22 protein-coding genes and 1 tRNA gene are annotated in these 26,806 nt (G+C 63.9%); 9 read left to right on the top strand and 14 right to left on the bottom strand.

The window, feature by feature from the left end; translation table 11 throughout:
* Positions 1 to 73: 73 nt before the first annotated feature.
* The 4 genes from JQ573_RS30795 to JQ573_RS30810 all read right to left on the bottom strand — a co-directional run bounded on the left by JQ573_RS30795 (position 74) and on the right by JQ573_RS30810 (position 4,226).
* A complete protein-coding gene (locus JQ573_RS30795) occupies positions 74 to 913 on the bottom strand; it encodes a M48 family metallopeptidase (RefSeq protein ID WP_212312085.1) in 840 nt (279 codons plus the stop codon).
* 198 nt (positions 914 to 1,111) lie between these two features.
* A complete protein-coding gene (locus JQ573_RS30800; RefSeq protein WP_207834434.1) occupies positions 1,112 to 2,440 on the bottom strand; it encodes a polyhydroxyalkanoate depolymerase in 1,329 nt (442 codons plus the stop codon).
* A 128-nt stretch (positions 2,441 to 2,568) separates the two neighbouring features.
* Positions 2,569 to 3,393 (bottom strand): ABC transporter permease, encoded by an 825-nt coding sequence (locus JQ573_RS30805; protein ID WP_212312087.1) that lies wholly within the window; start codon positions 3,391 to 3,393, stop codon positions 2,569 to 2,571.
* Positions 3,390 to 4,226 carry an ABC transporter ATP-binding protein gene (locus tag JQ573_RS30810; RefSeq protein WP_212312089.1) on the bottom strand — a complete coding sequence of 279 codons (837 nt, stop codon included), beginning with the start codon at positions 4,224 to 4,226 and terminating at the stop codon, positions 3,390 to 3,392. Before JQ573_RS30810 ends, JQ573_RS30805 begins: the two co-directional genes overlap by 4 nt.
* 105 nt (positions 4,227 to 4,331) lie before the next feature.
* On the opposite strand from JQ573_RS30810, the gene JQ573_RS30815 reads away from it, so the two are divergent.
* Both JQ573_RS30815 and JQ573_RS30820 read left to right on the top strand, forming a co-directional pair.
* A complete protein-coding gene (locus JQ573_RS30815; RefSeq protein ID WP_212312091.1) occupies positions 4,332 to 5,651 on the top strand; it encodes an ActS/PrrB/RegB family redox-sensitive histidine kinase in 1,320 nt (439 codons plus the stop codon).
* A gap of 134 nt (positions 5,652 to 5,785) precedes the next feature.
* Complete coding sequence (locus tag JQ573_RS30820) at positions 5,786 to 6,340, top strand: ActR/PrrA/RegA family redox response regulator transcription factor (RefSeq protein WP_016845514.1); 555 nt, start codon at positions 5,786 to 5,788, stop codon at positions 6,338 to 6,340.
* Positions 6,341 to 6,639: 299 nt separating this feature from the next.
* On the opposite strand, the gene JQ573_RS30825 is transcribed toward JQ573_RS30820, so the two are convergent.
* Complete coding sequence (locus JQ573_RS30825; RefSeq protein WP_212312093.1) at positions 6,640 to 7,122, bottom strand: MmcB family DNA repair protein; 483 nt, start codon at positions 7,120 to 7,122, stop codon at positions 6,640 to 6,642.
* Positions 7,123 to 7,252: 130 nt separating this feature from the next.
* Here JQ573_RS30825 and JQ573_RS30830 point away from each other — a divergent pair, with 130 nt between their 5' ends.
* Positions 7,253 to 8,944: an alpha-amylase family protein gene (locus JQ573_RS30830; RefSeq protein ID WP_212312095.1), complete on the top strand. Its 1,692-nt coding sequence runs from the start codon at positions 7,253 to 7,255 to the stop codon at positions 8,942 to 8,944.
* Here JQ573_RS30830 and JQ573_RS30835 read toward each other — a convergent pair.
* The gene (locus JQ573_RS30835) at positions 8,941 to 10,548 is read right to left on the bottom strand and encodes an alpha-amylase family glycosyl hydrolase (protein WP_212312097.1); all 1,608 of its coding nucleotides are present in this window, start codon (positions 10,546 to 10,548) and stop codon (positions 8,941 to 8,943) included. The two genes, JQ573_RS30830 and JQ573_RS30835, sit on opposite strands and share 4 nt — an antisense overlap.
* 107 nt (positions 10,549 to 10,655) lie before the next feature.
* The gene (locus tag JQ573_RS30840) at positions 10,656 to 11,468 is read right to left on the bottom strand and encodes an RMD1 family protein (RefSeq protein ID WP_092120381.1); all 813 of its coding nucleotides are present in this window, start codon (positions 11,466 to 11,468) and stop codon (positions 10,656 to 10,658) included.
* A 175-nt stretch (positions 11,469 to 11,643) separates the two neighbouring features.
* Here JQ573_RS30840 and JQ573_RS30845 point away from each other — a divergent pair, with 175 nt between their 5' ends.
* The gene (locus JQ573_RS30845; protein WP_212312099.1) at positions 11,644 to 12,312 is read left to right on the top strand and encodes an MBL fold metallo-hydrolase; all 669 of its coding nucleotides are present in this window, start codon (positions 11,644 to 11,646) and stop codon (positions 12,310 to 12,312) included.
* Positions 12,313 to 12,327: 15 nt separating this feature from the next.
* On the opposite strand, the gene JQ573_RS30850 is transcribed toward JQ573_RS30845, so the two are convergent.
* Both JQ573_RS30850 and JQ573_RS30855 read right to left on the bottom strand, forming a co-directional pair.
* Positions 12,328 to 13,503, bottom strand: a complete 1,176-nt coding sequence (locus tag JQ573_RS30850; protein ID WP_212312106.1) for a PHB depolymerase family esterase — start codon at positions 13,501 to 13,503, stop codon at positions 12,328 to 12,330.
* A 209-nt stretch (positions 13,504 to 13,712) separates the two neighbouring features.
* The gene (locus JQ573_RS30855; protein ID WP_212312108.1) at positions 13,713 to 15,119 is read right to left on the bottom strand and encodes an MFS transporter; all 1,407 of its coding nucleotides are present in this window, start codon (positions 15,117 to 15,119) and stop codon (positions 13,713 to 13,715) included.
* Positions 15,120 to 15,418: 299 nt separating this feature from the next.
* On the opposite strand from JQ573_RS30855, the gene JQ573_RS30860 reads away from it, so the two are divergent.
* Positions 15,419 to 16,660 (top strand): LLM class flavin-dependent oxidoreductase, encoded by a 1,242-nt coding sequence (locus JQ573_RS30860; protein ID WP_212312116.1) that lies wholly within the window; start codon positions 15,419 to 15,421, stop codon positions 16,658 to 16,660.
* 369 nt (positions 16,661 to 17,029) lie between these two features.
* Here the strand turns inward: JQ573_RS30860 and JQ573_RS30865 are convergent, their stop codons facing one another.
* Both JQ573_RS30865 and JQ573_RS30870 read right to left on the bottom strand, forming a co-directional pair.
* Complete coding sequence (locus tag JQ573_RS30865) at positions 17,030 to 18,049, bottom strand: adenylate/guanylate cyclase domain-containing protein (RefSeq protein ID WP_212312118.1); 1,020 nt, start codon at positions 18,047 to 18,049, stop codon at positions 17,030 to 17,032.
* Between the two features lie 147 nt (positions 18,050 to 18,196).
* Positions 18,197 to 19,039: an SDR family NAD(P)-dependent oxidoreductase gene (locus JQ573_RS30870; RefSeq protein WP_212312119.1), complete on the bottom strand. Its 843-nt coding sequence runs from the start codon at positions 19,037 to 19,039 to the stop codon at positions 18,197 to 18,199.
* Between the two features lie 176 nt (positions 19,040 to 19,215).
* Here JQ573_RS30870 and JQ573_RS30875 point away from each other — a divergent pair, with 176 nt between their 5' ends.
* Both JQ573_RS30875 and JQ573_RS30880 read left to right on the top strand, forming a co-directional pair.
* Complete coding sequence (locus JQ573_RS30875) at positions 19,216 to 20,178, top strand: sensor histidine kinase (RefSeq protein WP_092120417.1); 963 nt, start codon at positions 19,216 to 19,218, stop codon at positions 20,176 to 20,178.
* A gap of 213 nt (positions 20,179 to 20,391) precedes the next feature.
* A complete protein-coding gene (locus JQ573_RS30880; RefSeq protein WP_212312128.1) occupies positions 20,392 to 22,164 on the top strand; it encodes a bifunctional diguanylate cyclase/phosphodiesterase in 1,773 nt (590 codons plus the stop codon).
* 192 nt (positions 22,165 to 22,356) lie between these two features.
* Here JQ573_RS30880 and JQ573_RS30885 read toward each other — a convergent pair whose 3' ends face one another.
* Complete coding sequence (locus JQ573_RS30885) at positions 22,357 to 22,998, bottom strand: carboxymuconolactone decarboxylase family protein (protein ID WP_212312130.1); 642 nt, start codon at positions 22,996 to 22,998, stop codon at positions 22,357 to 22,359.
* Between the two features lie 269 nt (positions 22,999 to 23,267).
* Here JQ573_RS30885 and JQ573_RS30890 point away from each other — a divergent pair, with 269 nt between their 5' ends.
* Positions 23,268 to 23,672: a YccF domain-containing protein gene (locus tag JQ573_RS30890; protein WP_212312132.1), complete on the top strand. Its 405-nt coding sequence runs from the start codon at positions 23,268 to 23,270 to the stop codon at positions 23,670 to 23,672.
* Positions 23,673 to 23,710: 38 nt separating this feature from the next.
* Here JQ573_RS30890 and JQ573_RS30895 read toward each other — a convergent pair whose 3' ends face one another.
* Both JQ573_RS30895 and JQ573_RS30900 read right to left on the bottom strand, forming a co-directional pair.
* Positions 23,711 to 24,748: an alpha/beta fold hydrolase gene (locus JQ573_RS30895; RefSeq protein ID WP_212312134.1), complete on the bottom strand. Its 1,038-nt coding sequence runs from the start codon at positions 24,746 to 24,748 to the stop codon at positions 23,711 to 23,713.
* 105 nt (positions 24,749 to 24,853) lie between these two features.
* Entirely contained in the window at positions 24,854 to 25,933 is a 1,080-nt protein-coding gene (locus JQ573_RS30900) for an LLM class flavin-dependent oxidoreductase (RefSeq protein WP_212312141.1), read from the bottom strand.
* Between the two features lie 420 nt (positions 25,934 to 26,353).
* Here JQ573_RS30900 and JQ573_RS30905 point away from each other — a divergent pair.
* Positions 26,354 to 26,430, top strand: a tRNA-Arg gene (locus JQ573_RS30905).
* The last annotated feature ends 376 nt before the right edge of the window (positions 26,431 to 26,806 follow it).

The raw sequence follows: 26,806 nt of genomic DNA on the forward strand, positions 1-26,806 counted from the left end.
AGCGAAACCCATCGCCTCTTGCACACGCCATGATGGGCTTCGCTGCGCTCTACCCATCCTACGACAGCGCCGCCTACTCCTGAATCCCGTAGCGATGCAGGTCGTTGCCGTAGGTGTCGAGCCAGTTCTTGGCGCGCGTCACCGACGCGCAGACCTTGTCGACCACCCGCCAGAACCGCGCCGAGTGGTTCATCTCGACGAGGTGCGCGACCTCATGGGCGGCGAGGTAATCGAGCACGAAGGGCGGCGCCAGGATCAGCCGCCACGAGAACGACAGCGAACCCGCCGAGGTGCACGAGCCCCAACGGCTCGACTGGTCGCGGATCGAGACTCGACGGACCCGTACGCCGAGTTCCGCGGCGTGCAGCTGCGCCGCCTTCTGCAGATCCTTGCGCGCCTCGCGCTTGAGGAAGTCATGCACCCGGCGATCCATGTGCTCGACGCCGCCGGCGACGCAAATGATCTTCTCGCCGCTGTCGCGCGTCTCGGTCCAGACCGTGCCGCGCTCGCCCGAGCGGTGCACCAGCCGATGTGGCACGCCGCGCAACGGCACCACGGTGCCGGGCTGGAACGGCGCGGCCTTCGGCAAACGGCCAAGACGGGCAGCGATCCAGCCGCCATGGATATTGGCGAACTCCTTGGCTTCCACGATCGTGCCGCGCGGCGGCATGGTCAGGATCGCTTCGCGATCGGTTGGATGAATCCTGAGCGTATAGCGGCGCGCGCGCCGGTGCCGGCGCAGCCTGACAGTGAAGAACTGGGAGCCGTGTCTGACCAATACGGTCGCGGGTTCGGCAGGCCGCCGATAGAGGAGCGCGCGAGTAGCCATTTCTGAGAGTCCGGGGAGCAGGAGTTCGCCCGAACTTTGCCATATCCGCCGCCAGGGAAAGCGCTCGGCGCAAAAACAAATCATTTGCCCAATATACAGGGGTTGGCCGTTAATTGACCTCTACTGGCAGGGGGCGGAACCGGATTTTTTCCGATGAATCGGAGTCACGAAAAAGGCCCAAGAGATGAAATTAAATTCATCACTTGAGCCTTGGCTGATTTGAGATTCTTTTAGTTAAATCAGTGACTTGCGCGACCGCGATAATCGCGGCCGGAGCGATACCTATTCGGCGGCGGCGACCAGGGAAAGCCGCGTATTGGCCGCCGAAACCATGAAATCGGAGATCCGCGGCACGATTTCGGAGCGGAACCGCGAGCCGTTGAACACGCCGTAGTGCCCGACGCCCTTCTGCACGTAGTGCACGCGGCGATGGTTCGGAATCGCGGTGCAGAGCGCGTGCGTTGCCTCGGTCTGGCCGAGGCCGGAGATGTCGTCCTTCTCGCCTTCGACCGTCATCAGCGCGACGCGGCGGATCTTCGACGGATCGACCGGCTTGCCGCGATGGGTCATCTCGCCCTTCGGCAGCGCATGCTTGACGAAGACGAGGTCGACGGTCTGCAGATAATACTCGGCGGTGAGATCCATCACCGCGAGATATTCGTCATAGAATTCACGGTGCTTATCGACGAGATCGCCGTCACCCTTCACCAGATTGGCGAACAACGCCTTGTGCGCGTCCATGTGCCGATCCAGGTTCATGCTGATGAAGCCGTTGAGCTGCAGGAAGCCCGGATAGACGTCGCGCATCACGCCCGGATGCGGGAACGGCACCTTGGTGATGACATTGTTGCGGAACCATTCGATGCCGCGCTCTCCCGCGAGGTTGTTGACCGCGGTCGGGTTGCGCCGGGTGTCGATCGGGCCGCCCATCAGCGTCATCGACAGCGGCACGAACGGGTCGTGGTTGGCTTCCATGACGGAGACGGCCGCAACGACCGGCACCGAGGGCTGGCACACCGCGACGACGTGCATGTTGCCGCCAAGCGCGTGCAGCATCTCGATCACGTAGTCGACATAGTCGTCGAGATCGAACCGGCCCTCCGCGAGCGGCACCATGCGCGCATCGGCCCAGTCGGTGATGTAGACTTCATGCGTCGGCAGGAACGCCTCGACCGTGCCGCGCAGCAGCGTCGCATAATGGCCCGACATCGGCGCCACGATCAGCACCCGCGGCTGCGGCGAGCGCAGCGGACGCGTCAGCTTGCGATCGAAATGCAGCAGACGGCAGAACGGCTTTTCCCAGACGGTGCGAACCTCGACCGCCGTGCGGATGCCATTGACCTCGGTCGTCGGCAGGTTCCAATCCGGCTTGCCGTAGCGGCGCGTGGTGCGCTCGAACAATTCGCAGCCGGCGGCGACCGACTTGCCGAACTCGGTGTGCGTCCACGGATTGAGCGGATTCTGAAACAGGATCTTGGTGGCGTCGGTCACGGCGCGTACCGGATTGAGCGACGCATGCGCCATCTCATACATCCAGTACAGCGGCGTCGTGAGTGCCGGGCTGCCTTCCGCCGCTAGTGGCGGGGCACCGCCAAATTCACCGATGGGCATAACGTTTTCAGACCCCTGTTTTGCGTCGCAGCATACTGACCAATGCGTAACAATGCGTCAATGCGACGCTAGCCGAATGTAGGGGCGATATCGGGCTAAAACACCGAGAATCCACGTGAAAGTGACATTTATTCACCACCCCCGAGCAGCGATCCGTTGCGCTTGGCGCTCTGCAAAAGGGCAAGGAAGACTGCAAAAGAGGCAACGAACAGGATGGCGTTGATGACCAGCGCCCATGCCATCAGGTCGGCACGGAAGACGTGATCGATCAGCAGCGACCGCATGCCCTCGAACACGTAGGTCGGCGGCAACGTCCAGGCGACATACTGCAGCCAGACCGGCAGCACCTCGACCGGATAGTAGATGCAGGCGAGCGGCATGACCGCGAACATCAGCGTCCAGACGATGCTCTCGGCGCCGAGCCCGTTGCGCAGCACAAGACCCGAGGCGAACACGCCGACCGACCAGCTCGTGAAGATCAGATTGCAGAAGAACGCGATCAGCGGCAGCCCGATGGCGTAGAAGTTGAAGCCGAAGAAGAACAGCGCCAGCAGCGTCATCGGGATCACGCCGATGGCGAGCCGGATCAGGCTCATGATCATCAGCGAGAGCAGGAATTCGATCGGCTTCAGCGGGCTCATCATCAGGTTGCCGAGATTGCGCGCCCACATCTCTTCCAGGAACGAGATGGAGAAGCCGAGCTGGCCGCGAAACAGGATGTCCCACAGGATCACGGCACCGATCAGCGTGCCGCCCGCCTTGGCGAAGAAGCCGGATGCCTGCGAGATGTAGTTCTGCAGGAAGCCCCAGGTGATGATCTGCAAGGCCGGCCAGTAGACCAGCTCCAGCAGCCGCGGCCATGACGACATCAAGAGATACCAATAGCGCAGCACCATCGCGTTGATGCGTTGCAGTGAAATGCCGCGCGGCTGATGGCTGACCATTTCGCTCATGGTGTGTCCTCTGGCGCGCCCTCCCGGAGGCGGCCGCGCGCCACGTCAAGAAACACCTCCTCCAGCGTGTCGCGGTTGTAGCGCGCCATGATGCCCTCGGGGCTATCGTCGTCCTCGATCTTGCCCCGCTTCATGATGATGACGCGGTCGCAGAGGCGTTCGACCTCCAGCATGTTGTGCGAGGCCAGCAGGATGGTCGCGTTATGGGTCTTGCGGTAGGTCTCAAGATGCTGCCGCACCCAGTCGGCGGTATCCGGGTCGAGCGATGCGGTCGGCTCGTCGAGCAGCAGCAGGTCCGGCTCGTTGATCAGCGCCTTCGCCAGCGCGACGCGGGTCTTCTGCCCGGCGGAGAGCTTGCCGTTGGAGCGGTCGAGGAATTCCTTGAGATCGAGATCGGCCGCGATCTGCTCGATCCGCTCGCGCAGATGCTTTACAGCATAGAGGCGGCCGAAGATGGTCAGGTTCTGCCGCACCGTGAGCCGCATCGGCATGTCGACATAGGGGCTCTCGAAATTCATCCGGCCGAGCACGTCGTAGCGCTGGTCGGGAATTTTCGCGCCCAGCACAGTGACGCTGCCCGAGGTCGGCAGCACCAGCCCCATGATCATCGCGATCGTCGTGGTCTTGCCGGCGCCGTTGCCGCCGAGCAGGCCGGTGATGCTGCCGCGCGCGATCCGGAAGGAGATATCGTCGACCGCGCGGGTGGTCTTGTAGACCTTGACCAGATGCGCAACGTCGATCGCGGCCGATCCGTCCTGATCGGCCGCGGGCGCCTGGTTGGCCGCTTGATTGGCCGCAGGCGCTTGCGCCTGACCTGTCCCGCGCTGTTGCATATGGCCGTCATTGAGCCATTGCGACAATAAGCGCAAGGCTTGCCCGGCGTGCTTGCGCTAAGTCGCGAATTTGTGCGCCGCCCACGGCACAGCTAAAGTCCAGAGATGACCGACTTCGCTTCCGATTTCCGCCAACCTCGCCGCTATGTCCGCCTGGATACGATCCTGCGGCTGCGCTGGCTCGCCGCGCTCGGCCAGCTCGTCGCGATCTTCATCGTGGCCCAGGGACTGGAATTCGACGTTCCGATCGTCCCCTGCGTCATCATCGTGACGTTCTCGGCGCTGCTCAATCTGGCACTGCAGATCGCGTTCAACCCGATGCAGCGGCTGGAGCCAGCCTATGCCGCGGCCCTGCTCGCCTTCAACATCGTCGAGCTCGGCGGTCTGCTGTACTTCACCGGGGGCTTGCAGAACCCGTTCTCGTTCCTGTTTCTGGCGCCGGTCCTGATCTCGGCCACGGTGCTGCCGATCCGCCTGACGATCGCGCTCGGCTGCCTTGCGGTCGCCTGCGCCTCGGCGCTGTTCTTCTACCATCTGCCGCTGCCGTGGGACGGCGACGATCCGCTGGTGCTGCCGCCGATCTATCTGATCGGCGTCTGGCTTTCGATCCTGCTCGCGATCGGCGTCACCAGCCTCTATGCATTCCAGGTGACCGAGGAGGCCCGCCAGCTCTCCGATGCGCTTGCCGCGACCGAGCTGATCCTGACGCGCGAGCAGCATCTGACCCAGCTCGACGGTCTTGCCGCCGCCGCCGCGCATGAACTCGGCACGCCGCTGTCGACGATCTTCCTGATATCGCGCGAGCTCGAGAAGACGGTGCACGACCCGGCGATCGCCGACGACCTCAAGACGCTGCGCGAGCAGGCGCAGCGCTGCCGCGACATCCTGAGCAAGATTGCGCAATTGTCATCGAGCGGCGCGCCGTTCGACACCATGAAGCTGTCGACCCTGATTGAGGAGGCGGTGGCGCCGCATCGCGATTTCGGCATCAACATCAAGGTGCGGCTTGCTGTCGCAGCAACGCGCGAACCGGTCGCCGCGCGCAATCCGGCAATCCTTTATGGCGTCGGAAACATTCTCGAAAATGCGGTCGATTTCGCGCACCAGACCGTCGAGGTGAACGCGTGGTGGAACGCCGAAACCATCGAGATCGTCGTCTCCGACGACGGCCCGGGCATCGCGCCTGACATGCTGAAGCGGATCGGCGAGCCGTATTTGTCGCGCCGCCGGGGCGCAGATGAGGCCCAAAATGCCCGTGGCGGCCTGGGTCTGGGCGTCTTCATCGCCAGGACGCTGCTGGAACGCACCGGCGCCAAGGTGTCGTTTACCAATCGCACGTTCCCCGATCACGGCGCCGTGGTGCAGATCGTCTGGCCCCGCGAGCGTTTCGAGGAAGCCGCGCCGGCCGACGAAACCGACGCCTAAGAACGATTCTTAATCGCAACTCTGGCATACCGGATGCATCGCTCTCTCCAGAGTTGCACGCGACTTTCGGCTGCCTTGGCAGCGCCGCAGTAGGACCCCATATAATAGGTGTCTGCCACAGGGAAAAATGGACCGTGAACGCCATCACTGAACTGAATGACCATGCCGACCGCTCGCTCCTCATCGTCGAGGACGACAAGCCGTTCCTGGAACGCCTGTCGCGCGCGATGGAGACGCGGGGATTCGCGGTGAAGTCATGCGACACGGTGTCCGACGGTCTCGCCGAGATCGGCCGCGCCGCGCCCGCTTTTGCGGTCGTCGACCTCAGGCTCGGCGACGGCAACGGCCTCGACGTCGTCTCGGCGTTGAAGCGCAAGCGCCCCGAGGCGCGCGCGATCGTGCTGACCGGCTACGGCAACATCGCGACCGCCGTCACCGCGGTGAAGATGGGCGCCGTCGACTATCTCTCGAAGCCCGCCGACGCCGATGACGTCGTCGCCGCGCTGCTCGCGACCGGCACCGAGAAGTCCGAGCTGCCGGCCAATCCGATGTCGGCGGACCGCGTGCGCTGGGAACACATCCAGCGCATCTACGAGATGTGCAACCGTAACGTCTCGGAGACCGCGCGCCGCCTCAACATGCACCGCCGGACCTTGCAGCGCATCCTGGCCAAGCGCGCGCCACGCTAAGCGGCGTTTCATATGGTTTTACGATGGCCGGGCTTTGTCCCGGCCATTTGCTTTTGTCGTTTCGTAGCATTCGATCTCCTGTAGCCCGGATGGAGCGAAGCGAAATCCGGGGCAGCGCGATCCGCGGCAAGACTCACCCGGATTGCGCTGCGCTCCATCCGGGCTACGTAACTTCAACCCGTCATCCTGAGGTGCGAGCGCAGCGAGCCTCGAAGGATGGACGGCCCGGCTGGTGGCCGTGCATCCTTCGAGACGCGCTACGCGCTCCTCAGGATGACGGATCACGATAGTGCTTGCTCTTAAAACTCATGCCCTTGCGGATCGACCAGCCGGTTGATCCGCTGCGCTGCCGCCATCGCAAAGCGCACCGTCATCGCCTTGCGGGTTGCCGCCGGCAGGCGGTGCTCCGGCGCCTCGCAATGCAGATGCGCGCCATAGGCGTCGGCGACGATCAGGCCAGTGTCCGCGGGAAAAATCTCGCACGGCAGATCCTGCGTGAAGGCGAAGAACAACCGGTCGCAATGCATCCGATAGTCCTGCCATTTCTGGTCGGCGCGCAGATCCTCGAGCGATGACTTGATCTCGACGATCCAGATCTCGCCGCGTTCGTTCAGCGCGACCAGATCGGCGCGGCGGCCGGACGGCAGCGGCAATTCGCCGATGCAGGAGAATCCCAGCGATCTCAGAAGTCGCGCGGTGCCGCGCGCGATCGCCAGCGCAGTCTCCGACTGGCGTCGGTCGGGCGCGGGCACAAGCGCGATCTGGCGGGCGGACGATTCCATCGCTCCAGAATAGCCGATTCCGCGAGAGCATGATCCGGAAAAGTGCAGCGGCGCTCCGGCCAGGAACCCGCCGCCGCCTCGCCGCTTATCCCACGGCCGCCACCATCGGCGGATCGATGAGGGCTGCCTGGTGATCGACGACCTTTGGTACAAGAACGGCGTGATCTACTGCCTCTCCGTCGGCACCTACATGGATGCCAACGGCGACGGCATCGGCGATTTCAGCGGCCTGCTGCGGCGCCTGGATTATCTGCACGGGCTCGGCATCACTGCGATCTGGCTGATGCCGTTTCAGCCTTCACCCTGCAGGGACGACGGTTACGACATTTCGGACTATTACGGCGTCGATCCGCGCTACGGCACGCTGGGCGATTTCGTCGAATTCACCCATGGCTGCCGGCAACGCGGCATCCGCGTGATCATCGACCTCGTCGTCAATCACACCTCGGACCAGCACGCCTGGTTTCGATCGGCGCGCAGCGCAAAGGACTCGCCTTACCGCGACTGGTACGTCTGGTCGGACAAGAAGCCTGCCAATGCCAACACGGGCATGGTGTTTCCCGGGGTCCAGAAATCGACCTGGACGCGCGACAAGCAGGCAGGCGCCTGGTACTTCCATCGCTTCTACGATTTCCAGCCGGACCTCAACACGTCGAACCCGCACGTACAGGCCGAGATCCTCAAGATCATGGGGTTCTGGATCCAGCTCGGCGTCTCGGGCTTCCGCATGGACGCAGTGCCCTTCGTGATCGCAACCAAGGGCGCTTCCGTGCGCAAGCCCGTCGAGCAATACGACATGCTGCGATCGTTCCGCGAATTCCTGCAATGGCGCCAGGGCAACGCGATCATCCTCGCCGAAGCCAATGTCTTGCCCGAGACGGACATGGAGTATTTCGGTCGCGACGGCGACCGCATGCAAATGATGTTCAATTTCCACGTCAATCAGCATCTGTTCTACGCGCTGGCGTCAGCGGATTCGAAACCATTGGCGAAAGCACTGACGGCGACCAAGCCACGCCCCCCGACCGCGCAATGGGGCCTGTTCCTGCGCAATCACGATGAACTCGACCTCGGTCGCCTCACCAAGGCGCAGCGCGAGACGGTGTTCAAGGCATTCGGACCTGACAAGAGCATGCAGCTCTACGACCGCGGCATCCGTCGGCGCCTTGCGCCCATGCTGGGCGGCGATCGCCGACGTCTGGAGCTCGCTTATAGCTTGATGTGCACGCTCCCCGGCACGCCCGTGATCCGCTACGGCGACGAACTCGGCATGGGCGATAATCTCGACCTGCCCGAGCGCGCTTGCGCGCGCACGCCGATGCAATGGTCGACCGAGCCGCACGGCGGCTTTACCGAAAGCGATCGGCCATGCGTGCCAGTGATCGACAAGGGACCCTACGGCTATAAACACGTCAACGCCGCCAAGCAGCGACGCGACCCCAATTCGATGTTGAACTGGACCGAGCGCATTATCCGCATGCGCAAGGAAGTCCCCGAGGTTGGCTGGGGAGACTTCAAGATTATCGCAACCCGAAATCCTGCCGTCCTGATCATTCGTTACGACTGGCGCAACAACTCGGTGCTGTTCGTACACAATTTCGCGGAAAAGCCGCTCGAGATATCGTTCGACGTTGGGCTGCCCGACGACGCCGGCAATCACCTCGTCAACCTTCTGACCGAGGATCACAGCCGCGCCGACGATGGCGGCCGTCACAAGCTTCTGATCGAAGCCTATGGCTATCGCTGGTACCGGGTCGGCGGGCTCGACTATCTGCTCAAGCGCAGCGATATCGATACCAACGAGCCCCGCAGGCACGGTTAGTCATCCCGATGCGGCCCGAGGATCACGCCTTCATTGCCGCGCAGATCGAGCACGCCTTCGACCTTCTCGCCTTGGCGGTCCATCGAGGTCGACAGCAGGACCTCGTTGCTGAAGCCGATGGCGCTGGAGGAGAGCGACGCGGGGGCCGCGCCGAAATTCAGCGCGATCACGACCACGCCCTCGGCGCTGCGCCGCCGGTAGAGCAGGACATCGCCGTGCGCCGTCACCGGCTCGTAGCTGCCGTGGACGAGCTGCGGCAGCTTTCGCCGTAGCGCGATCAGCGCCTTGTAGAAGTTGAGGATCGACGCCCGCTCCGCCTCCAGGCTCGCGACATTGCCGCGTGCGAAATCCTGCGCCAGCGGCAGCCACGGCCTTGTTGTCGAGAAGCCGGCATAGCGCTCGGCACTCCATTGCATCGGGGTGCGGCAGCCGTCGCGGCCCACGCCGATGCCAGGCACGTTCTTCTCGAAGGGATCGCGCACCTCGCTAGGGGCAATCGCAACCTGGCGCATGCCGATCTCGTCGCCGTAGTAGAGCGTCGGAGTGCCGCGCAGCGTCAGCAGCAGCATTGCGGCGACCGGCGCCTGCGCGGGCCCCACCCGGCTCGCCACCCGCGGCCGGTCGTGATTGCCGAGCACCCAGTTCGGCCACGCCCCCGGCGGCAGCGCCTTCTCATAATCGGCAATGATGTGCTCGACCGAGCGCGCGCTCCACAAGGTCGACAGCAGCGCGAAATTGAACGGCATCTGCGCGCCACGCAGATCGTTGCCGTAATAGGCGACCAGCCGGTGCAGCGGCAGATAGATCTCGCCGATCAGCACGCGGTTGTCGAACTCCTCGGTGACGCGGCGCATCTCGGTGATAACAGCATGGACTTCGAGCTGATCGGTCGAATATTGCGTCAGCACCTTCTCGTGCGGCGGTCGTCCTTCGCGATAATGCGGGTTCGGCGGATTGTCGCGGAATTCGGCATCCTTGATCAGATGCCAGATCACGTCGACACGAAAGCCGTCGACGCCCTTGCGCAGCCAGAAGCGCATCACGTCGTAGATTGCGTCCCTGACCTCGCGATTGCGCCAGTTCAGGTCGGGCTGCTGCGCGAGGAAGGCGTGATAGTAATATTGGCCGGAAGCCTCGTCATACGCCCAGGCGCTGCCGCCGAACTCCGATAGCCAGTTGTTGGGTGGACCGCCATCCGCCGCCGGATCACGCCAGATGTACCAGTCGCGCTTCGGGTTATCGCGCGAACTCTTCGCCTCGATGAACCAGGGATGCTGATCGGACGTATGGTTCGGCACCAGGTCGAGGATCAGCCTGAGGCCGGAATCGTGTGCGGCAGCGACCAGCTCGTCGAAATCCTCCATGGTCCCGAACAGCGGGTCGATGCCGGTGTAATCGGAGATGTCGTAACCGAAATCGGCCATCGGCGAGGTGAAGATCGGCGACAGCCAGACCGCGTCGACGCCAAGCCGCGTCAGATAGGGCAGCCGCGCGATGATGCCCCTGAGATCGCCGACGCCATCGCCGTCGCTATCCCCGAACGAGCGCGGATAGATCTGATAGAAGATGCCACGTCGCCACCAGTCCCTGTCGTCCCGATCCATCCCGTCCCCCCAAGCTCGCAGCCCGGTCCAGGCCGCCCCGCGCCCCGGGGCGGTCTGTCGGTTCAGGGATGACGCACAATTCGGGACGGAAAAATGGCTGCAATGCGTCAGTGGCGGGCGATTGCGAGCTGATAAATCGTGATCAGCACCTCGAACAGGATCAGGAAGACGATGATCAACTCCAGCCGCAGCGAGCGGCTGGTGTCGATGATATCGGTGAGCACCTGCGCGGTCTCGGCCACGACGGCGAGCTTGCGGTTCAGCGATTCCGCACGCTCCTTCAATTCGTACTCGTCCTCAAGCCGGGCATAGAGCCGCTCGAGATGCGGCTTGTCCCAGAGGATGTCGGGCTTCTCCGACACTTCGACCGGTCCGGCCACGCGATGCCGCACCAACAGCGCGTTGCCGATGTGCTTGAGGATCGCGACGCGGCCGCCACGGACCTGGCCGCCCTTGGCGAGCTCGCGTGCCAACGGCTCGGTCGTGTCGAAGACGGCCCGAACCTCACGCTCATGCCGCGCCAGCACCACGCTCTTGGCCAGCGCTTCGCCGACCAGGATCAGCCGCTCCGGCGACAGGCTTTGCAGATAGATCGGGCCGCCCGGCGGAATCTGGTCTTCCCTGTCAGCCGCAAGTTCGATGATCGCGATCTCCTCCTCGCGCCGCGTGAACAATCCGGTCATGCGCGACTGCAGGCTGCGCAGGAATTCATCCTCCTCCAGCGCGTTGAGACCGATCAGGACGACGACGCCATAGCGGAACAGGATCGCCACACCATTGTCGTTGACGCGAAACGCCAGCGGCGTCGTGGCCAGCACGTCGCCGCGCTCGAGGCCGGACGTGTTGATGCGGTCCGCGACGAAGAAGGCGCGGGCGGTGGTCCGGGGTCCGCCGAGCGGTGAGTTGGGGGCCTGGGTCATGAAGTTCCGGACTGCGAGGACTTAACGCATGATCGAGAGCAGCCGCGTACCGGCCTGCTCACGAAGGTGTTCTGCTGGAGGTGACCTTATCACGGTCCGTTTTGGGATCACACGCCGGGGCAAAAGCATTTCCCGAGCGTGTTGACGGCATTTTCCGGTAGCCTATGGTGCCCCCATGAACGAGACAACCGACACCAAACCGAAGGCCGGCGCGATCATCGTGCCGGTGACGCTGTTCGAGCAGAACTGCACCATCATCTGGCACGAGCCGACCAAGAAGGCCGTGGTGATCGACCCTGGTGGGGACGTGCCGAAGATCCAGGCCGCGATCAAGCAGACCGGCGTGACGGTCGAGAAAATCTGGCTGACCCACGGCCATATCGATCATGTCGGCGGCGCCGCCGACCTACGCGATGCGCTGCAGGTCAAGATCGAGGGCCCGCATATCGCGGACAAATATCTGCTCGACAACGTGGTCTCGAGCGGCGAGCGCTTCGGTATGACCGGGGTGCGCAATTTCGGCCCGGATCGCTGGCTCGACGAGGGCGACCAGGTCTCGATCGGTGACCTCACCTTCGACATCCTGCACTGCCCCGGCCATTCACCGGGCAGCGTGGCGTTCTTCAACAAGGAGCTGCGCTTCGCCCATGTCGGCGACGTGCTGTTTGCCGGCTCGGTCGGGCGCACCGACCTGCCCGGCGGCAGCCATCCGGAACTGATCAAGTCGATCAAGGAGAAGCTGCTGCCGCTCGGCGACGATGTCGGCTTCATCTGCGGCCATGGCGCCGGATCGAGCATCGGCCAGGAGCGGATGACGAATCCGTTCCTGACCGGCGAGATGTAGCTACTTCATCAACCGTTACTTCATCAGGCCTGCGGCGGTCAGCGCCCGCGTGATGACGCCGCCGACGTCGACACCCTTGCTCCGTCGCTTGCGCGGCCGGTCGCTCTTGCGGCCGGATACAGCCTCGGGCGCTTCGGCAGGCACCGGTATCGTCATCGAGATCGTGTCGGCGCGCTCGCGCGGGATTCCGGTCGGCGCGATATGCGGCTGACGGATCTTGTCGGTCAGGCCGAAGAAGCTCGCGATGTGATACGACGAGGAGATCCCGACCTCGATCAGGAAGGCGCCCTCCACGCCATAGCGCTCGTCATTGTCGGCCAGCCCGAGCGGTGTGCCATGCGCCATGTCGGTGATGCTGAACGATTCGACCAGCGTTTCGCCGTCGACGTTCCACCAGACCTCGCGCGGATGGCCGTCGACATCCGCCTTCGACATCGCAGCCAGCGGCAGGCCGTGCACGTCGAGCCATTGCCGGACGATCGCATCGGCGTTGCCGGGATGCACGGTGCGGTCGGCGCTGCCGTGCCACACCGAAATCCGCGGCCAGGCGCCGCTATGCGTCGATGCGTTGCGGACGAGACCGCCGAGCTCGGGCGCGGACAGTGCGCTCGCATGCATCATCGCATTGAGCGCCTCGCGCAGATCGGTGGCGACGCCGAACGGCAGGCCGGCAATGACGGCGCCCGCCGCGAACACATCCGGATAGGTCGCGAGCATGACCGAGGCCATCGCGCCACCGGCGGACAGCCCCGTCACATAGATGCGCCGCGGGTCGATCTGATGCGCGCCGACCATGTGCGCGATCATCTGCCGGACCGAAGCGGCTTCACCCTGCCCGCGCGCGATATCCTGCGGATTGAACCAGTTGAAGCAGGTGTTGCCGTTGTTGATCGCCTGCTGCTCCGGCATCAGCAGCGCAAAGCCGTAATGCTTCGCCAATGTCGACCAGCCGGCGCCGAGATCATAGGACGCAGCGGTCTGGCCGCAGCCATGCAGCACCACGACGAGCGCGGGCGACCGCGCCAGCTGCGCGGGCACGAACGAGTACATCTTCAGATCGCCGGGGTTGACGCCGAATTCGGTCGTCTCGACGAGCGGCGTCGGCACGGCCGGCGCAAGCGCGCCGAGACCGTTGAACGCGTTCATCTTGGGCAGATGACGCAAAAATTCGACGTTGTTGACCAGGGACAACAGCAACTCCTGAGGTGATTTGTTCTTCCGTGTCACCCGATCAGATAATTGCTGCACTGCAAAATGAAAAGATCGTGCGCTGTCTTTCCCTGCGGAAATGTGAGAATCGGCGTTAACGCGTGATCGCACCGAGGACCGATCGAAATAGTTGCCGTAGCACCTTGTTCGAACGTGAACTTTTCGAAAATCGGCGCCAGATCCCTGCGGATTCATACGCTCGCGCGGCGCATCCATGACAGAAATGCGGCTGAAATAATGATCGACAGCACAAACAATGCGCATGCCGCAAACAGCGCCAGACGTGCTGATGTCGCACTTTCGACGGCGAAGAACACCGCACCGATCGCGGCGACGCCGGCCGCGTTGCCGATCTGCGTCGTCGTGCCATACATGCCGGAGCCGGCGCCGGCACTCGCAGGCTTCACGCTCGAGAGCACCGCGCTCGATAGCGGCGCCATCACCAGGCCCTGACCGTAGCCGAAGATCATCAACACCAGCGCGAGCAGGAGCGCCGATGGCGATGCGATCGTCTGAATCGTCGCGACCAGCACACCGAGGCCGACGATCTGCAGCGCGCAGCCCTCGATCAGCACCAGCGTGCCGCGGTGCCTCGCGCGCATACCGCTGTGGCGCGAGGCGATCACGAAGGTCAGCGCCAGCGGCACGAACACCAGCCCGGCCTGCAATGGCGGGATCTGCAAGCCCTTCTGCATGAACATGGTCATGATCAGGTAGAAGGACAGGTTGGCAAAGAAGAAGAAAAACACCGCGACCAGGCCGCGCATGAAGGCGCGATCCGACAACAGCGACAGGTCGATCAGCGCCATGCCGCCGCGGCGCGCGACGCTGCGCTCGAGCCGCACGAAGGCCGCGATGACGGCGACGCCCACCGCCATCACCAGCCAGATCCACGCCGTCCAATTGAGATCGTGGCCGAACAGCAGTGGGCCGATCAGGCACAACAGACCCAGAAACAGCACGATCGCGCCGGGGATATCGAGCCGTGTGCCGGATCTGCGCGGCACCGTCGGCATGATCTTCAGCGCGGCTGCGATGATGATGACGCCGAACGGCACGTTGACGAAGAACACCGCGCGCCAGCCGAGGCCGGCGAGATCGAGCGTCACCAAGACGCCGCCGAGCAGGAAGCCGGCTGCGCCGGCCAGCCCCAGCACGATGCCGTAGATGCCGAACGCCCGTGCACGGGCGGCATCGGAGAACAGCAGATGCAGCGTCGCCAGCACCTGCGGCACCATCAGCGCCGCCGTCGCGCCCTGTGCCAGCCGTGCGATGATCAGCTCGGGTCCGGACTGCGCGAGACCGCACCACAGCGAGGTCACCGAGAAGCCCGCGACGCCGGCGATGAACACGTTCCTTGTGCCGTGGATGTCGCCGAGCCGGCCGCCGGTGACCACCAGCGTGGCATAGGCGATCAGATAGATCGCGATCACGGCCTCGATCTGCGCCGGCGTCGCGTGCAGCTCCGCCGCGATCGTCGGGATCGCGACGTTGACGATGAAGGCATCGACGCCGAACATGAACTGCGCGGCGACGACGATCGCAAGCACCCACCAGCGGCGGGAGGTCTCCGCGCGCGTCGAAACGATCTGGTGCATATGCTGTGGTCCTGCCCGAAATGACGTTGCGGCCGACATCCGCAGATTCTGGTCATCCCATCGATTACCTCAGACGTAGGCGTTCATTCACGGGTGCGTCATCCACGGCCCGTCCTCCCATCCGCAGCACCGGCGCCAATTTGCGTTGATGCGCTGGGAAACATTCCGGAGGGCGGCAATCGTCACCGATTTGCGCAACAACCATGCGGGCGCCGCAACCCCAGAGCATTGCCTTGCCTCCGGCCACCCCGTAGGTTGGCGGAAAGCCCCCGACAACAATCATCCGGAGAGAACGACCAATGGCGCGCCTCAAGTTCGGAGCCTTCCTCGCCCCGCATCACCCGATCGGCGAGCATCCGATGCTGCAATTCCGCCGCGACCTCGATTTCGTCGAGCAGCTCGACGCGCTCGGTTACGACGAATTCTGGTGCGGCGAGCACCATTCCTCAGGCTGGGAGACGATCGCCTCGCCGGAAATGTTCCTGGCCGCCGCCGGCGAGCGCACCAAGCGCATCAAGCTCGGCACCGGCGTGATCTCGCTGCCCTATCACCACCCCTTCAACGTTGCGCAGCGCATGGTGCAGCTCGACCACATGACCGGCGGCCGCGCCATCTTCGGCTCCGGCCCGGGCGCGCTCGCCTCCGACGCCCATACGCTCGGTATCGACCCGATGACCCAGCGCGACCGCCAGGACGAGGCGATCGCGGTGATCCGCCGCCTGTTCAACGGCGAGCGCGTCACCGCCAAGACCGACTGGTTCGAGATGCACGATGCTGCGTTGCAGATCCTGCCGCTGCAGGAGGACATGCCGTTCGTGGTGGCCTCGCAGATCTCGCCGTCGGGCATGACGCTCGCCGGCAAATACGGCATCGGCATCATCTCGCTCGGCTCGATGTCGACCCAGGGCCTGATGGCGCTGCCGCAGCAATGGCAGTTCGCCGAGGACGCCGCCAAGAAGGCCGGCACCACGGTGAGCCGCGCCAACTGGCGCGTGCTGCTGTCCTGGCACATCGCCGAAACGCGCGAGCAGGCGCGGCGCGAGGCCGGCGCCGGGCTGCTGCGCTGGCACAACGAATATAACGTCGGCACCTTGATGCGGCCGGGCCTGACCGCGTTCGCCTCGCCGGACGAAGCCGTCGACAAGACCGCCTTCGTCGAAGGTGCTGCGTCCACCATCGGCACGCCGGATGACCTGATCAAGATGATCAAGAACCTGGTCGACGTCTCCGGCGGCGTCGGCTCGATCATCGGCTTCGCCCATGACTGGGCCAACCCCGAAAACACCCGCCGCAGCTGGGACATGGTCGCGCGTTATGTCGTGCCGGAGATCAACGGCTATATCGACGGCCTGCGCAAGTCGCGCCAGTTCGTGATCGACAACCGCGCGGTGTTCGAGCGCGCCGGCCAGGCTGTCATGGCCAAGATCATGCAGAACGACAAGGCCGCCGCCGCGCTTCAGCATACCGGCACCGGCCGCGTCGCGATCCCGGCCGTGAATGCGCCCGACCTCGCAAAGGAAGCGGCGAAGCAGAAGGTGTGAGCGCTGCGCCGTTCGTCGCGTTGCCCGCGTACGGCTGGTTGCCCCGTCATCCGGCGACGCTCGCGCAGCAACAACGGCGAAGCCGTTACGCGGGTATGACGGGGATGGAGTTGCGCACACACCTCCCTCCCCGCGTCGTCCTGGCGAAAGCCAGGACCCATAACCACCGCATTTGGTTGTCAACGAGATCGTGGCTCCAACGTCACGCAACGACTGATGCTCGGGGTAATGGGTCCTGGCTTTCGCCAGGACGACATCGAATTTGTGGCGCGGCCGGTGAGTCATACCTCCGCGTTCTCGCGACACGATTTGCCCGAGCTTTGCTCTTCGTTCCGCCCTCCTCTGTCGCAGCGCGCGAATCCAGACGCGTTACGCCACCGCCCCGATCCCCACCACATCGATGCCGTCGACACGGCCGCGGATCGGAAGCCGGCCGAGATCGCTCACCGGAAACGGCGGCGGCGCGGCGAAGCGCGCCATTGCCGCGCGCGAGGCGAGGAAGCCGCCGTCGACCTTGCGGCTCAACTCCTCCAGCCGCGCCGCGGTGTTCATGACGTCGCCGTTGAACACGATGGCCGGCTTGACGTCGCCGATCTCGCCGATGATCACGGGACCGAAATGCAAGCTGCCGCGGATCCGCGGGGCCGCGCCGAACTCGCGCTCGAATTGCGACGCCGCCTTCTGCAGCGCTGCGCGCATCGCCACGAAGCAGCGCAGCGGCCGGCAATCAATCGCCCCGTGGTGCTCCGGCCAGGTCACAATGATTTCGTCGCCGACATAGTTCAGCACCTCGCCGCGATAATCCACGACAGATTCCGTGAGCAGACGAAACGTACGATCGAGAAAGCGGTGAATGCCGATGCCGCCGAGCCGTTCGGCAAGCCCGGTCGACCCCGCGATATCGACGAACAGCACGAAGCGATTCTCCTCGACCGGGGAGTGATAGCGGCCGGAGACGAAGTTCATGAAGACGCGCGGGCCGATCAGATTGGCGATGCTGAAACCCAGGTTCAGCAGCACCGAGACCGCGGCGGAATAGGCGATGCTGACGCCAAAATCCGCGATCGAGGTTTGCAGCGGAAACCCGGCAACCCGTTCGCCGACCTGGAGCAATTGTATGACGATGATGATGACAGCGTAGATCGTGCTGCGTACAGCGAGAAGCCCGACGAAGGACAAGCGATTCAGCCGTTCCATCATCGGGCCCTGAAGGATGAAAAGTTCGACCACTCCGATCGCCACGCATGTCACGAAGGCATAAGCGAATCCTGCAACCAGCGGCCCAAGCGTATGACGGCCTTGCACGAGATTGATTCCGATGCTCGCCACCGCGCCCGCGACAATGACGGCAACGAGATAGCGCAGCCGGCGTTCAAGCTTCGCGTTCATGCGAAACACGGCCAACAGCAGATCGCAATTGCGTATGCCATCGTGTGCTCTCCCCACGTCATTGCGAGGAGCGAAGCGACGAAGCAATCCGTTTCCCAGCCAGCGGAACGATGGATTGCTTCGCTTCGCTCGCAATGACGGATGCGACTACCCTGCTCCCTGATCGAACGCCTTGCGCAGCGCGACGTAGCCCGCCTGCTGCTGGCTCCAGTTGCGGCCGCCGGTCATGGCGCCGTCGACGACGAGGTCATGGCCGTTGATGAAGCTCGATTCGTCGCTCGCCAGGAACACCGCGGCATGCGCGATGTCGTCGGGCAGGCCCGCGCGCGGGATCGGCTGCGCCGCCTTGTAGACCTCGCGCATCACAGCCGGGGTCTGCTCGGCGGCTTCGGTCGACAACCCCAGTGCCTTGCCGAAAATGCCGGTGGCGATCGCGCCGGGCGAGATCGAGTTGACGCGGATGCCGGACTCGCCGAGCTCCATCGCCACGCATTTGGTGAAATGAATCACCGCGGCCTTCGCGGCGCCGTAGACCATCGACGACGAGAAGCCGGCAAGCCGTCCGGCGATGCTGCCATTGTTGATGATGCTGCCGGAGCCCTGTTGGCGCATGATGGGCGCAACATGCTTCATGCCGAGCATGACGCTGCGTACCAGGGTTGCCATCGCGGCGTCGAACCGCTCGACGTCGAGGCCCTCGATGCCGCCGGTCTGCGCCGGGCCGCCGGCGTTGTTGAACAGGCAGTCGATCCGACCGAATTTTTCCGCCGCAAGCGCGATCAGCGCCTGCATCTGCTCCTCGACCGTGACGTCGGTCTGGCGAAAGATGCAGTTGCCGCCGAGCTGGCGCGCCAGTGCCTCGCCCTCCGGCGCGCGGCGCCCGGCGATCACGATCCTCGCGCCCTCCGCGACAAAGATCTCGGCCGTGCGTAACCCGATGCCGCTGGTCGCCCCGGTAATCACCGCGACCTTGCCGTCCAGCCGTCCCATGCCGATCCCCCTTGACGTTTGATGTTGCGGATATTCCCCAGCAGCTCCTGACAACGCAAGCGCAGGTGCGGTTAACGGCCGGCGAGGTCCGCCTGTGGCCAGAAGGCCACAACTGCGGTTTTTCGGTCGCAGCGGCCTTATTTTGGGTCGCCTGTTCACGTGAACTGGAGCGACCGATGGCGAGATGGATCGACGATTTCAGGGCGAGTTGGCGGGGCGATGCGCAGCCGTCGTTGCTGCTTGCGGTTGCGTTCGCCGTGTTCTGTCTCGTTTTGGCCACGGCCGCGCGCTTCGGGCTCGCCCAGATCAGGCCGGACGTGTTCTTCACGCCCTATTTCCCGGCGGTATTCTTCGCGACCGCCCTTGGCGGCTTCCGGATCGGGATCGCCACCGCGCTGGCCAGCGGCCTGCTCGGCGTCCTGCTCAATTTCAGCGGCGCGCACGCCGATCCGGCGCGCTTTGCGCTGCTGATGATCTTCTGGGTGGTGTGCGGCATCGCGATCTGGGGGGTGGAGCACTACCGTTCCCTGGTCGCGCAGCAGCGCGAGGTTTCCAAGCGGCTGATCGAGGAGGAGCAGTACCGCAAGATCGTGGTCGACGAATTGCAGCACCGGCTGAAGAACAAGTCCTCGACCATTCATGCCGTGCTGCATCAGGCGCTGCAGGACCGGCCCGATGTCTGGCAGCGCATCGACCATCGCATCCGCGCGCTCGCGGCAACCGACGATCTGATCGCGCGGGTCGACGGCTATGGCTGCGATATCAAGGATTTGCTGCGCTCCGAGCTCGGCCCCTACGGCCATGTGCGGTTCAATCTCAATGGCGAGCAATTGTTCTTGCCCGCCAAACTCGCCGTCTCGCTGGCGCTGATCTTCCATGAGCTCGCAACCAACGCCGGAAAATACGGCGCGTTCTCCTCGCCGCGCGGATTTCTGCAGGTGTCATGGACGGTGGACGATGGGCGTCTCAACGTGATCTGGGACGAAACCGAGGGACCGGTGGTCGAGGTCATCGGCGAAGCCGGCTTCGGCACCAAACTGTTGAAGTCGGCGCTGCGGCCGTTCGACGGCAAGACTGAGATCAGTTACCTGAAGACCGGTGTTCACTGCATCATGCAGTGCAATCTGCCCAACTGTTGATAAGTCTGCTTTTCGGTACACGCGCTTTATTTGCGCGTGTCAATGCAACCGCGCGCGCCGCAATCGCTTTCACCGGCGACCGATGCCGCCATTGATACTCTGTTAATGACGATTGCCGCGACGGCTTGCGAAAGCAGCCCGGGTCTCTTTCTGTCACGGCATTTCGCAAGTCCGCTTAACCAAAACTACAACGGACTTTGCCAAGGTCGGTGCATGCATAGTTTCACCAAAAACGATTTTCAGGCGGGCACGGCAGCGACCGGGCAAGACGACATTTCCAGCAATGAATTGCACATCTTGCGCGATCTTCTCCAGCTGCTGCCGGCCGGCGTCACCGTCCAGGACGAGCAGGGCCAATTCATCCTGGTGAACGAAGCGGCAGCGAGCCAGTTGCAGTTGGCCGCCGGCGCGAGCGAGCCATCGCCGGTCGACGAACGCCACGCCGCCAATTTGGAGCTGTTGCGCAGCGGCCGTCCGGTGGTGCTCGAGGAAGTCCTCGCCTGCGGCGCGTCCAAATACGTGTTCCTCACCGCGCACCGGCCGGTCCAGATCGCCGGGCGCAATCTCCTGATTTCGACCTCGACCGACATCAGCGAGCAGAAGGCGTTCGAGGACCAGCTGTTCCGCTCGGCCTATTACGATGAACTGACCGGCCTGCCGACCCGGCGGGTGATCGAGCATCGTGTCAGCGGCCTGATCCGCGACTCCGCGGAGAGCCATTTCGCGCTGGCCTTCCTCGATGTCGACAACTTCAAGCACATCAACGACTATTACGGCCACGCGATCGGCGATGCGCTACTGGTCGAACTGTCCAAGCGGCTCGGCCACGCGCTGCGCGAGACCGATATCCTGTCACGGATCTCCGGCGACGAATTCCTGCTGCTGTTGAACCCGATCAGCGGCAATGAAGAGGTCGCCGAATTCATCCACGTCATGCAGGAACGGCTGAAGGCGCCGTTCTTCATCGAGGACTCCGAGATCTTCGCCTCGACCTCGATCGGCGTCAGCCTCCACCCCATGCATGGCAGGAGCTACGAGGCGCTGCGCCAGAACGCCGACATCGCGATGTACCGCGTCAAGAACAACGGCAAGGGCGCGACCGCGTTCTTCGACAACAGCATGGAGCGCGAGGCGCTGGCGCGGATGAAGATCGAGCAGTCGCTGCGGCTGGCGATCCTGGAAAAGCGCTTCTGCTGCGCATTCCAGCCCAAGGTCGATATCCGCACCCAGGAGATCAAGGGCATCGAGGCGCTGGTCCGGCTGCGCGACGACGAGGGCGTGATCCAGGCGCCGGGCACCTTCATCAACCTCGCCGTGGAGCTCGGCCTGATCGACGAACTGACGTTTCTGGTGCTGGCGGAGATCGTCAAGTCAATTGACCTGATCAACGACACGTTCGGCCCCACGGCGACGATCAGCATCAATGTCGCCGCCAAGCAGGCCTCCAACGTCGAGTTCATGCGCCGCTTCGCGCACGCGATCGAGGAGACTGGCTTCCCGAAACGATTCATGATCGAGGTGACCGAGGACGCGTTCGTGACCCGGTCGCATTTCCAGGACCAGATCCTGCCGATCCTGCGCGGCATCGGCGTCGGCATCTCGATCGACGATTTCGGCATCGGCTATTCGTCGCTGTCGGCGCTCGCCGACATCACCGCCGACGAGATCAAGATCGATCGCTCGTTCATCACCGACATCCATAAGCGGCCGCGCAGCCAGGGCATCCTGCGCGCGATCGAATCGCTGAGCGAAGCGCTCGGCATGACCGTGATCGCCGAGGGCATCGAATCCTACGAGGAGCTCACCTATCTGCAGGCGGCGACCAAGATCCGCTACGCTCAGGGCTTTTACTTCGCCAAGCCGATCTTCCTCGAGGACCTGAAGCCCGCGACGCCGGTCGCCAGCGAGACCCGCGCCAGCATGGCGTCGCGCCCGGCCCAGGAAGGCCGGCAGAGCTACTCGCGCGCCAGCGGTTTCAGGCGGTAAAGACCACTTCGTTTCAAGCAGGCGATGGCTGGTTGTCGCTTCACCTCGCCCCGCCTGCGGGGAGAGGTCGGAACACATCGTCAGATGCGTTCCGGGTGAGGGGGTACAAGTCTCACCTCGGTCGGAACTCGCGGAGACAGCCCCTCACCCCGGCCCTCTCCCCGTAAGAACGGGGCGAGGGAGAAGGCCGCCCTACTTCTCCAGCACCGGCAACGGCGGCACGCTCTCATTGGCGGAGCCGGCCTGCATCGTGATCAGCGTCATCGAGACCAGGTCGTAGTAGCCCATGATGCCGATAATATCCATGATGCCGCGCTCGCCGAACTTCTCCAGCGCGGCCTTGTAGATTGCGTCGCTGACCTTCCTGTCGCGATAGAGCGCGATGCCGAGATCGTAGAGCGCGGCCTCGTCATCCTTCATGCCTTCGGGCCGCGTGCCCTTGGCGATGCCGTCTGCGATCTTCGGATCGAGCCCGCCCTTCATCGCCAGCGGATAGTGCGCGGACCATTCATATTGAGCGGTCCAGTGCCGCGCCGTGATCAGGATCGCCATTTCGCTCAGCCGCGGCGGCAGCGAGGTGTTCCAGCGCAGATAGTCCGACAGGTTCGACAGCTTCGGCGCCAGATCGGGGTTGCGGATATAGGCGCGGTAGGGCGGCACGGTGAACTTGGCGTTGCGCGGCGGCGCGCTGATCAGGTCGGCCCAGGCCTCTTGCGGCGGCGACAGTTCCTCGGCCTTGAGCGGCGCGAACCGCACGGCGTCCTCGGCTCGCGCAGCGCCCGGCGCGGTCAACGCCAGGACTGCCAGAACGCCCGCCCCAAGTAATTTTCTCATTGTTGCTCTCCCTTTCCGATGCAGGCTTCTCATCGTCCTGCACAGCCGCGCGAGCTTAGAGCGTTTTCGAGCGAAGTGGGCCCGGTTCGCGTGAAGAAAACGCATCAAAACAAGAATCTAGAGCTTCGGTTCTGATTCAATCAGAACCGAAACTCTAGTCGCGATCAAAAGAGATGCAACGCGGCGAGTGCGCTTTCGGGCCGCACCTACCGCCACGCCCGACATCAGCCTATATTGGGGGCGTCCGAAGCGGCGCGAAGGTGTCAGCCATGCAGCCTGTATCTATCCTCCTGAACATCCTCTGGATCCTGATCGGCGGCGCCTGGATGGCGTTCGGCTGGCTGATCGCCGCTGTCATCATGGCTGTCACCATCATCGGGCTGCCCTGGGCGCGCGCGGCGTTCAACATCGCGGTCTACACGCTGCTGCCGTTCGGCTCGCGCGCGGTGCGGCGCGATGAGGTCACCGGCATGTCCGATATCGGAACCGGACCGCTCGGCGTGATCGGCAATCTGATCTGGTTCATCCTGGCCGGCTGGTGGCTTGCGATCGGCCATGTGATCACCGCGATCCTGCTCGCGGTGACCATTATCGGCATCCCCTTCGCCTGGGCGCATCTCAAGCTTGCCGGCATCGCGCTGTGGCCGATCGGCAAGGTGATCGTACCGGCGTAAGGCGACCACATCGCGATCGGCGGGCTTTCGCGCAAACTCTAGCGCGCGGCCTCGCAGCCGGGGATGTCGAACACCGCGGTCAGGCCGCAGGGCGAGTTGAGCATCTTGCCGCCCTCGTGGCCGACGCCGGACACATCCCACACGCTGTGATTCGGCGTGCCGTTGTCGCGGGCCTGCATCGCCGCGACATAGGAATGGCCGCGCGCGTAGCGATACGGCCCTTCGGCTTCCGCCATGCAGGATTTGTCGAGCGCGGGATGATCGGGGTTGGTGTCGAGCGTTCCCAGGAGATAGATCACGCGGCGCGCGACATAGGCCTGCTCCAACGCGGCCGGGGTCGGCTCGGCGAGATAGGGCGGACGGTCGTCCATGCCGAACTTCCAGCTGTTGTAGCCTTCGCACTTCGCCGCGATCGCGGGCTCCGGCCGCTCCTTGGTGAAGTAGGCGTAGGAGGACGGATTGGCGACCACGTAGCGCACGCCGATGCCCTCGCGCAGCAGCACCTGATCGCCCTTCACCGCGATCGCATAGCGCTGCACCACCTGGCCGCCGCCGGAATGGCCGAACACGACGACCTGCTTCAGGTTCGGAAACAGCTTGCGGTCGCCGAGCCTGGCCAGGATCGCATCAAGCGCCTCGAACGAGCTCGCCGGGTTGGGCGCGACCGCGGGCTCGCCGCCCTGCCAGCCATAGAGGCTCCAGCGCAGCGCTTCCGCCGGCAGCTTGAACGCCTCGACATCAGGCTCGATCAAAAATTGCGGCGCGATCATCAGCGTGCTCTTGCCGACATCGCCGGCGGCGGCCTGCGCGCTCAGCGCCGCGCGGAAATAGTCGTCGGCGTTGCGCAACACTCCGTGCAGCACCAGCACCGCGCGGGTGACGTCCGGCAGCGGATTGGACCAATCGGCCGAGAGGTAAACCGGAAAGGTCGCGCTGCCGACGGCAATGCGACCGCCGGCGATCTCCTTGACCGGCTTCTGGTCGCGCTCGATCTGCGCCTGCGTTGCCGACGCGATCGGCGCGTGAGCCGTCGCGATGAGCAGTGTCAACGCCGCAAGCCAGGCTCGGTGATGCATGGTTCAGTCTCCATTAATGCCGCGAGGCACGATGCAATCCGGCTGGATCATGGCGCGTCGGGCGCCGATTCACCCATGAATTTTCGGAAAGCTTCCGGATACACCTCACGCCGCGAGCCGTCCGCGATTGTTCGCGGCGAGGATCGGGCGGATCAGGCGGCCGAAACGCTCGGCCTCTTCGTCGTGCAGATAGCCGGACAGGCAGAACGAGTGGCAGCCGGCGTCGATGAACTCCTGCAAGGTCGCGGCGCATTGCTCGGGGTTACCGACAACCGCAATGCCGGCACCGGGCCGCACCCTGGTGATCCCGGTCCACAGATGCGGCATCAGGAGATCGCCATAGTCGCGCGCGAGCTGCTGCACGCGCTGGTTGGCCTCGGAGCGGACGTAGAGCGTCTTCATCTCCTGCTTCTGCCGCTCGGTGGCGTGACGCACTAGCTGGTCGGCCGCCTCCCAGGCATCCGCCTCGTTCTCGCGGCAGATCACCTGCAGCCGCATGCCGAAGCCGATCGCGTCCTCGCGGTCATGCGCCCGCGCCATCCGCCGGATCTCGGCGATGTTGTCCGCGATGCGCTCCGGCAGGTCGCCCCAGAACAGATGGACGTCGGAATGCTTCGCCGACACCTCCCAGGCCTGCCGCGAGCCGCCGCCGAGATAGAATTTTGGAAATGGCTGCTGCAGCGGACGCGGCCGGATATGCGCGCCCGAGATCGTGTGAAACTTGCCCTGGAAGTTCACCGGCCCGCGCGTCGTCCACAACGCCTTCAGGATCGAGACCTCCTCCTCCATCAGCGCATAGCGTTCCTCCTTCGCGTAGCGCACGCCTTCGGCCTCGACCTCGCTCTCGTTCTGCCCGGCGATCAGGTTGATGCAGATCCGCCCGCCCGACATCTGGTCGAAGGTCGAGATCATCTTGGCCATCAGCACCGGGTTGATATAGCCCGGCCTTGCCGCAATCAGCGGCTTGATCCGCGCCGAGCGCGCCGCCATGAAGGCGCCGGATATCCAGGCCTCCCAGCACACCGAGCCGACCGGGATCAGAAGATATTCGAACCCGGCGTCCTCGGCCGCCTTGACCACGCGGTCGCAGAGTTCCGGCGATCCCGCGACCTGTGCCTCCATCAGGCCATAGGCCGTGGTGTCGCCATGCGTGGGCAGATACCAGCCGAATTCCAGCGGACGCATGGGCAAACTCCCTCGAAGACGGCCCTTTCCGGCAGGCCTGTCATATTGGCGCAGGCAGTTTACAGCCCTGAACCGGCCGGACAACGCCGTTGCCGACCCGGAGCCAATCAGCTAAATGGTGGCCGGTACGCACCCGTAGCTCAGCTGGATAGAGCGTTGCCCTCCGAAGGCAAATGCAAGCTCTTTCTGATGGTCGAGGGTGTCGTAAAAAACGAGTGAAACCAAGCGATTGGCGAAACTCGAAGGAAGCACGAAAATCGCATTCGAGGTCGCGGAAGCACCACGGAAGCAAACCGAAAGGAGGTTGTGGAGTACGAATGGCGATGATCGGCGAGGCTTTAGCCCGCGTCGTTTGAGCCATGTCGATTCTAGAATTCGCGATTGACCGTGGTCGATCTCGGACACTATCTGAATATCGATGCGCCCGTAGCTCAGCTGGATAGAGCGCCACCCTCCGAAGGTGGAGGCCACACGTTCGAATCGTGTCGGGCGCGCCAACTTAATATTAGGTTGATATCTTGCATATTTGCGGAGCGCCGTTGCAGAGCAATTCGCCGTATTGACCTCCAGATATTTCAGAGGTCATTCAAGTTGGCAGCGCCGCAGAGCGCGATGTTCAATTCTTGCAGGACGATTTCTTCCGGATAGCGGCTCCTCGTTGCCCTCCCGTGACCGAGTCCGGATCCATCCCGTCCCGTCGATTGCCGCTGCTAGTACATCAAACACCGCTGATGTCTTCATGCTACCAGACTGAGGCTTAGTCCGGGAGTCTTGGATCTGTCCCTGTCGGATGGCACGCACGGCGCTCGCTTGGTAATCTCTATAGCACTCGACGGGTGTACTCTCGTTCGGGAAGCGACCAGATCGGATGTC

The organism is Bradyrhizobium sp. AUGA SZCCT0105, assembly GCF_018129565.1.
GTDB lineage: Bacteria > Pseudomonadota > Alphaproteobacteria > Rhizobiales > Xanthobacteraceae > Bradyrhizobium.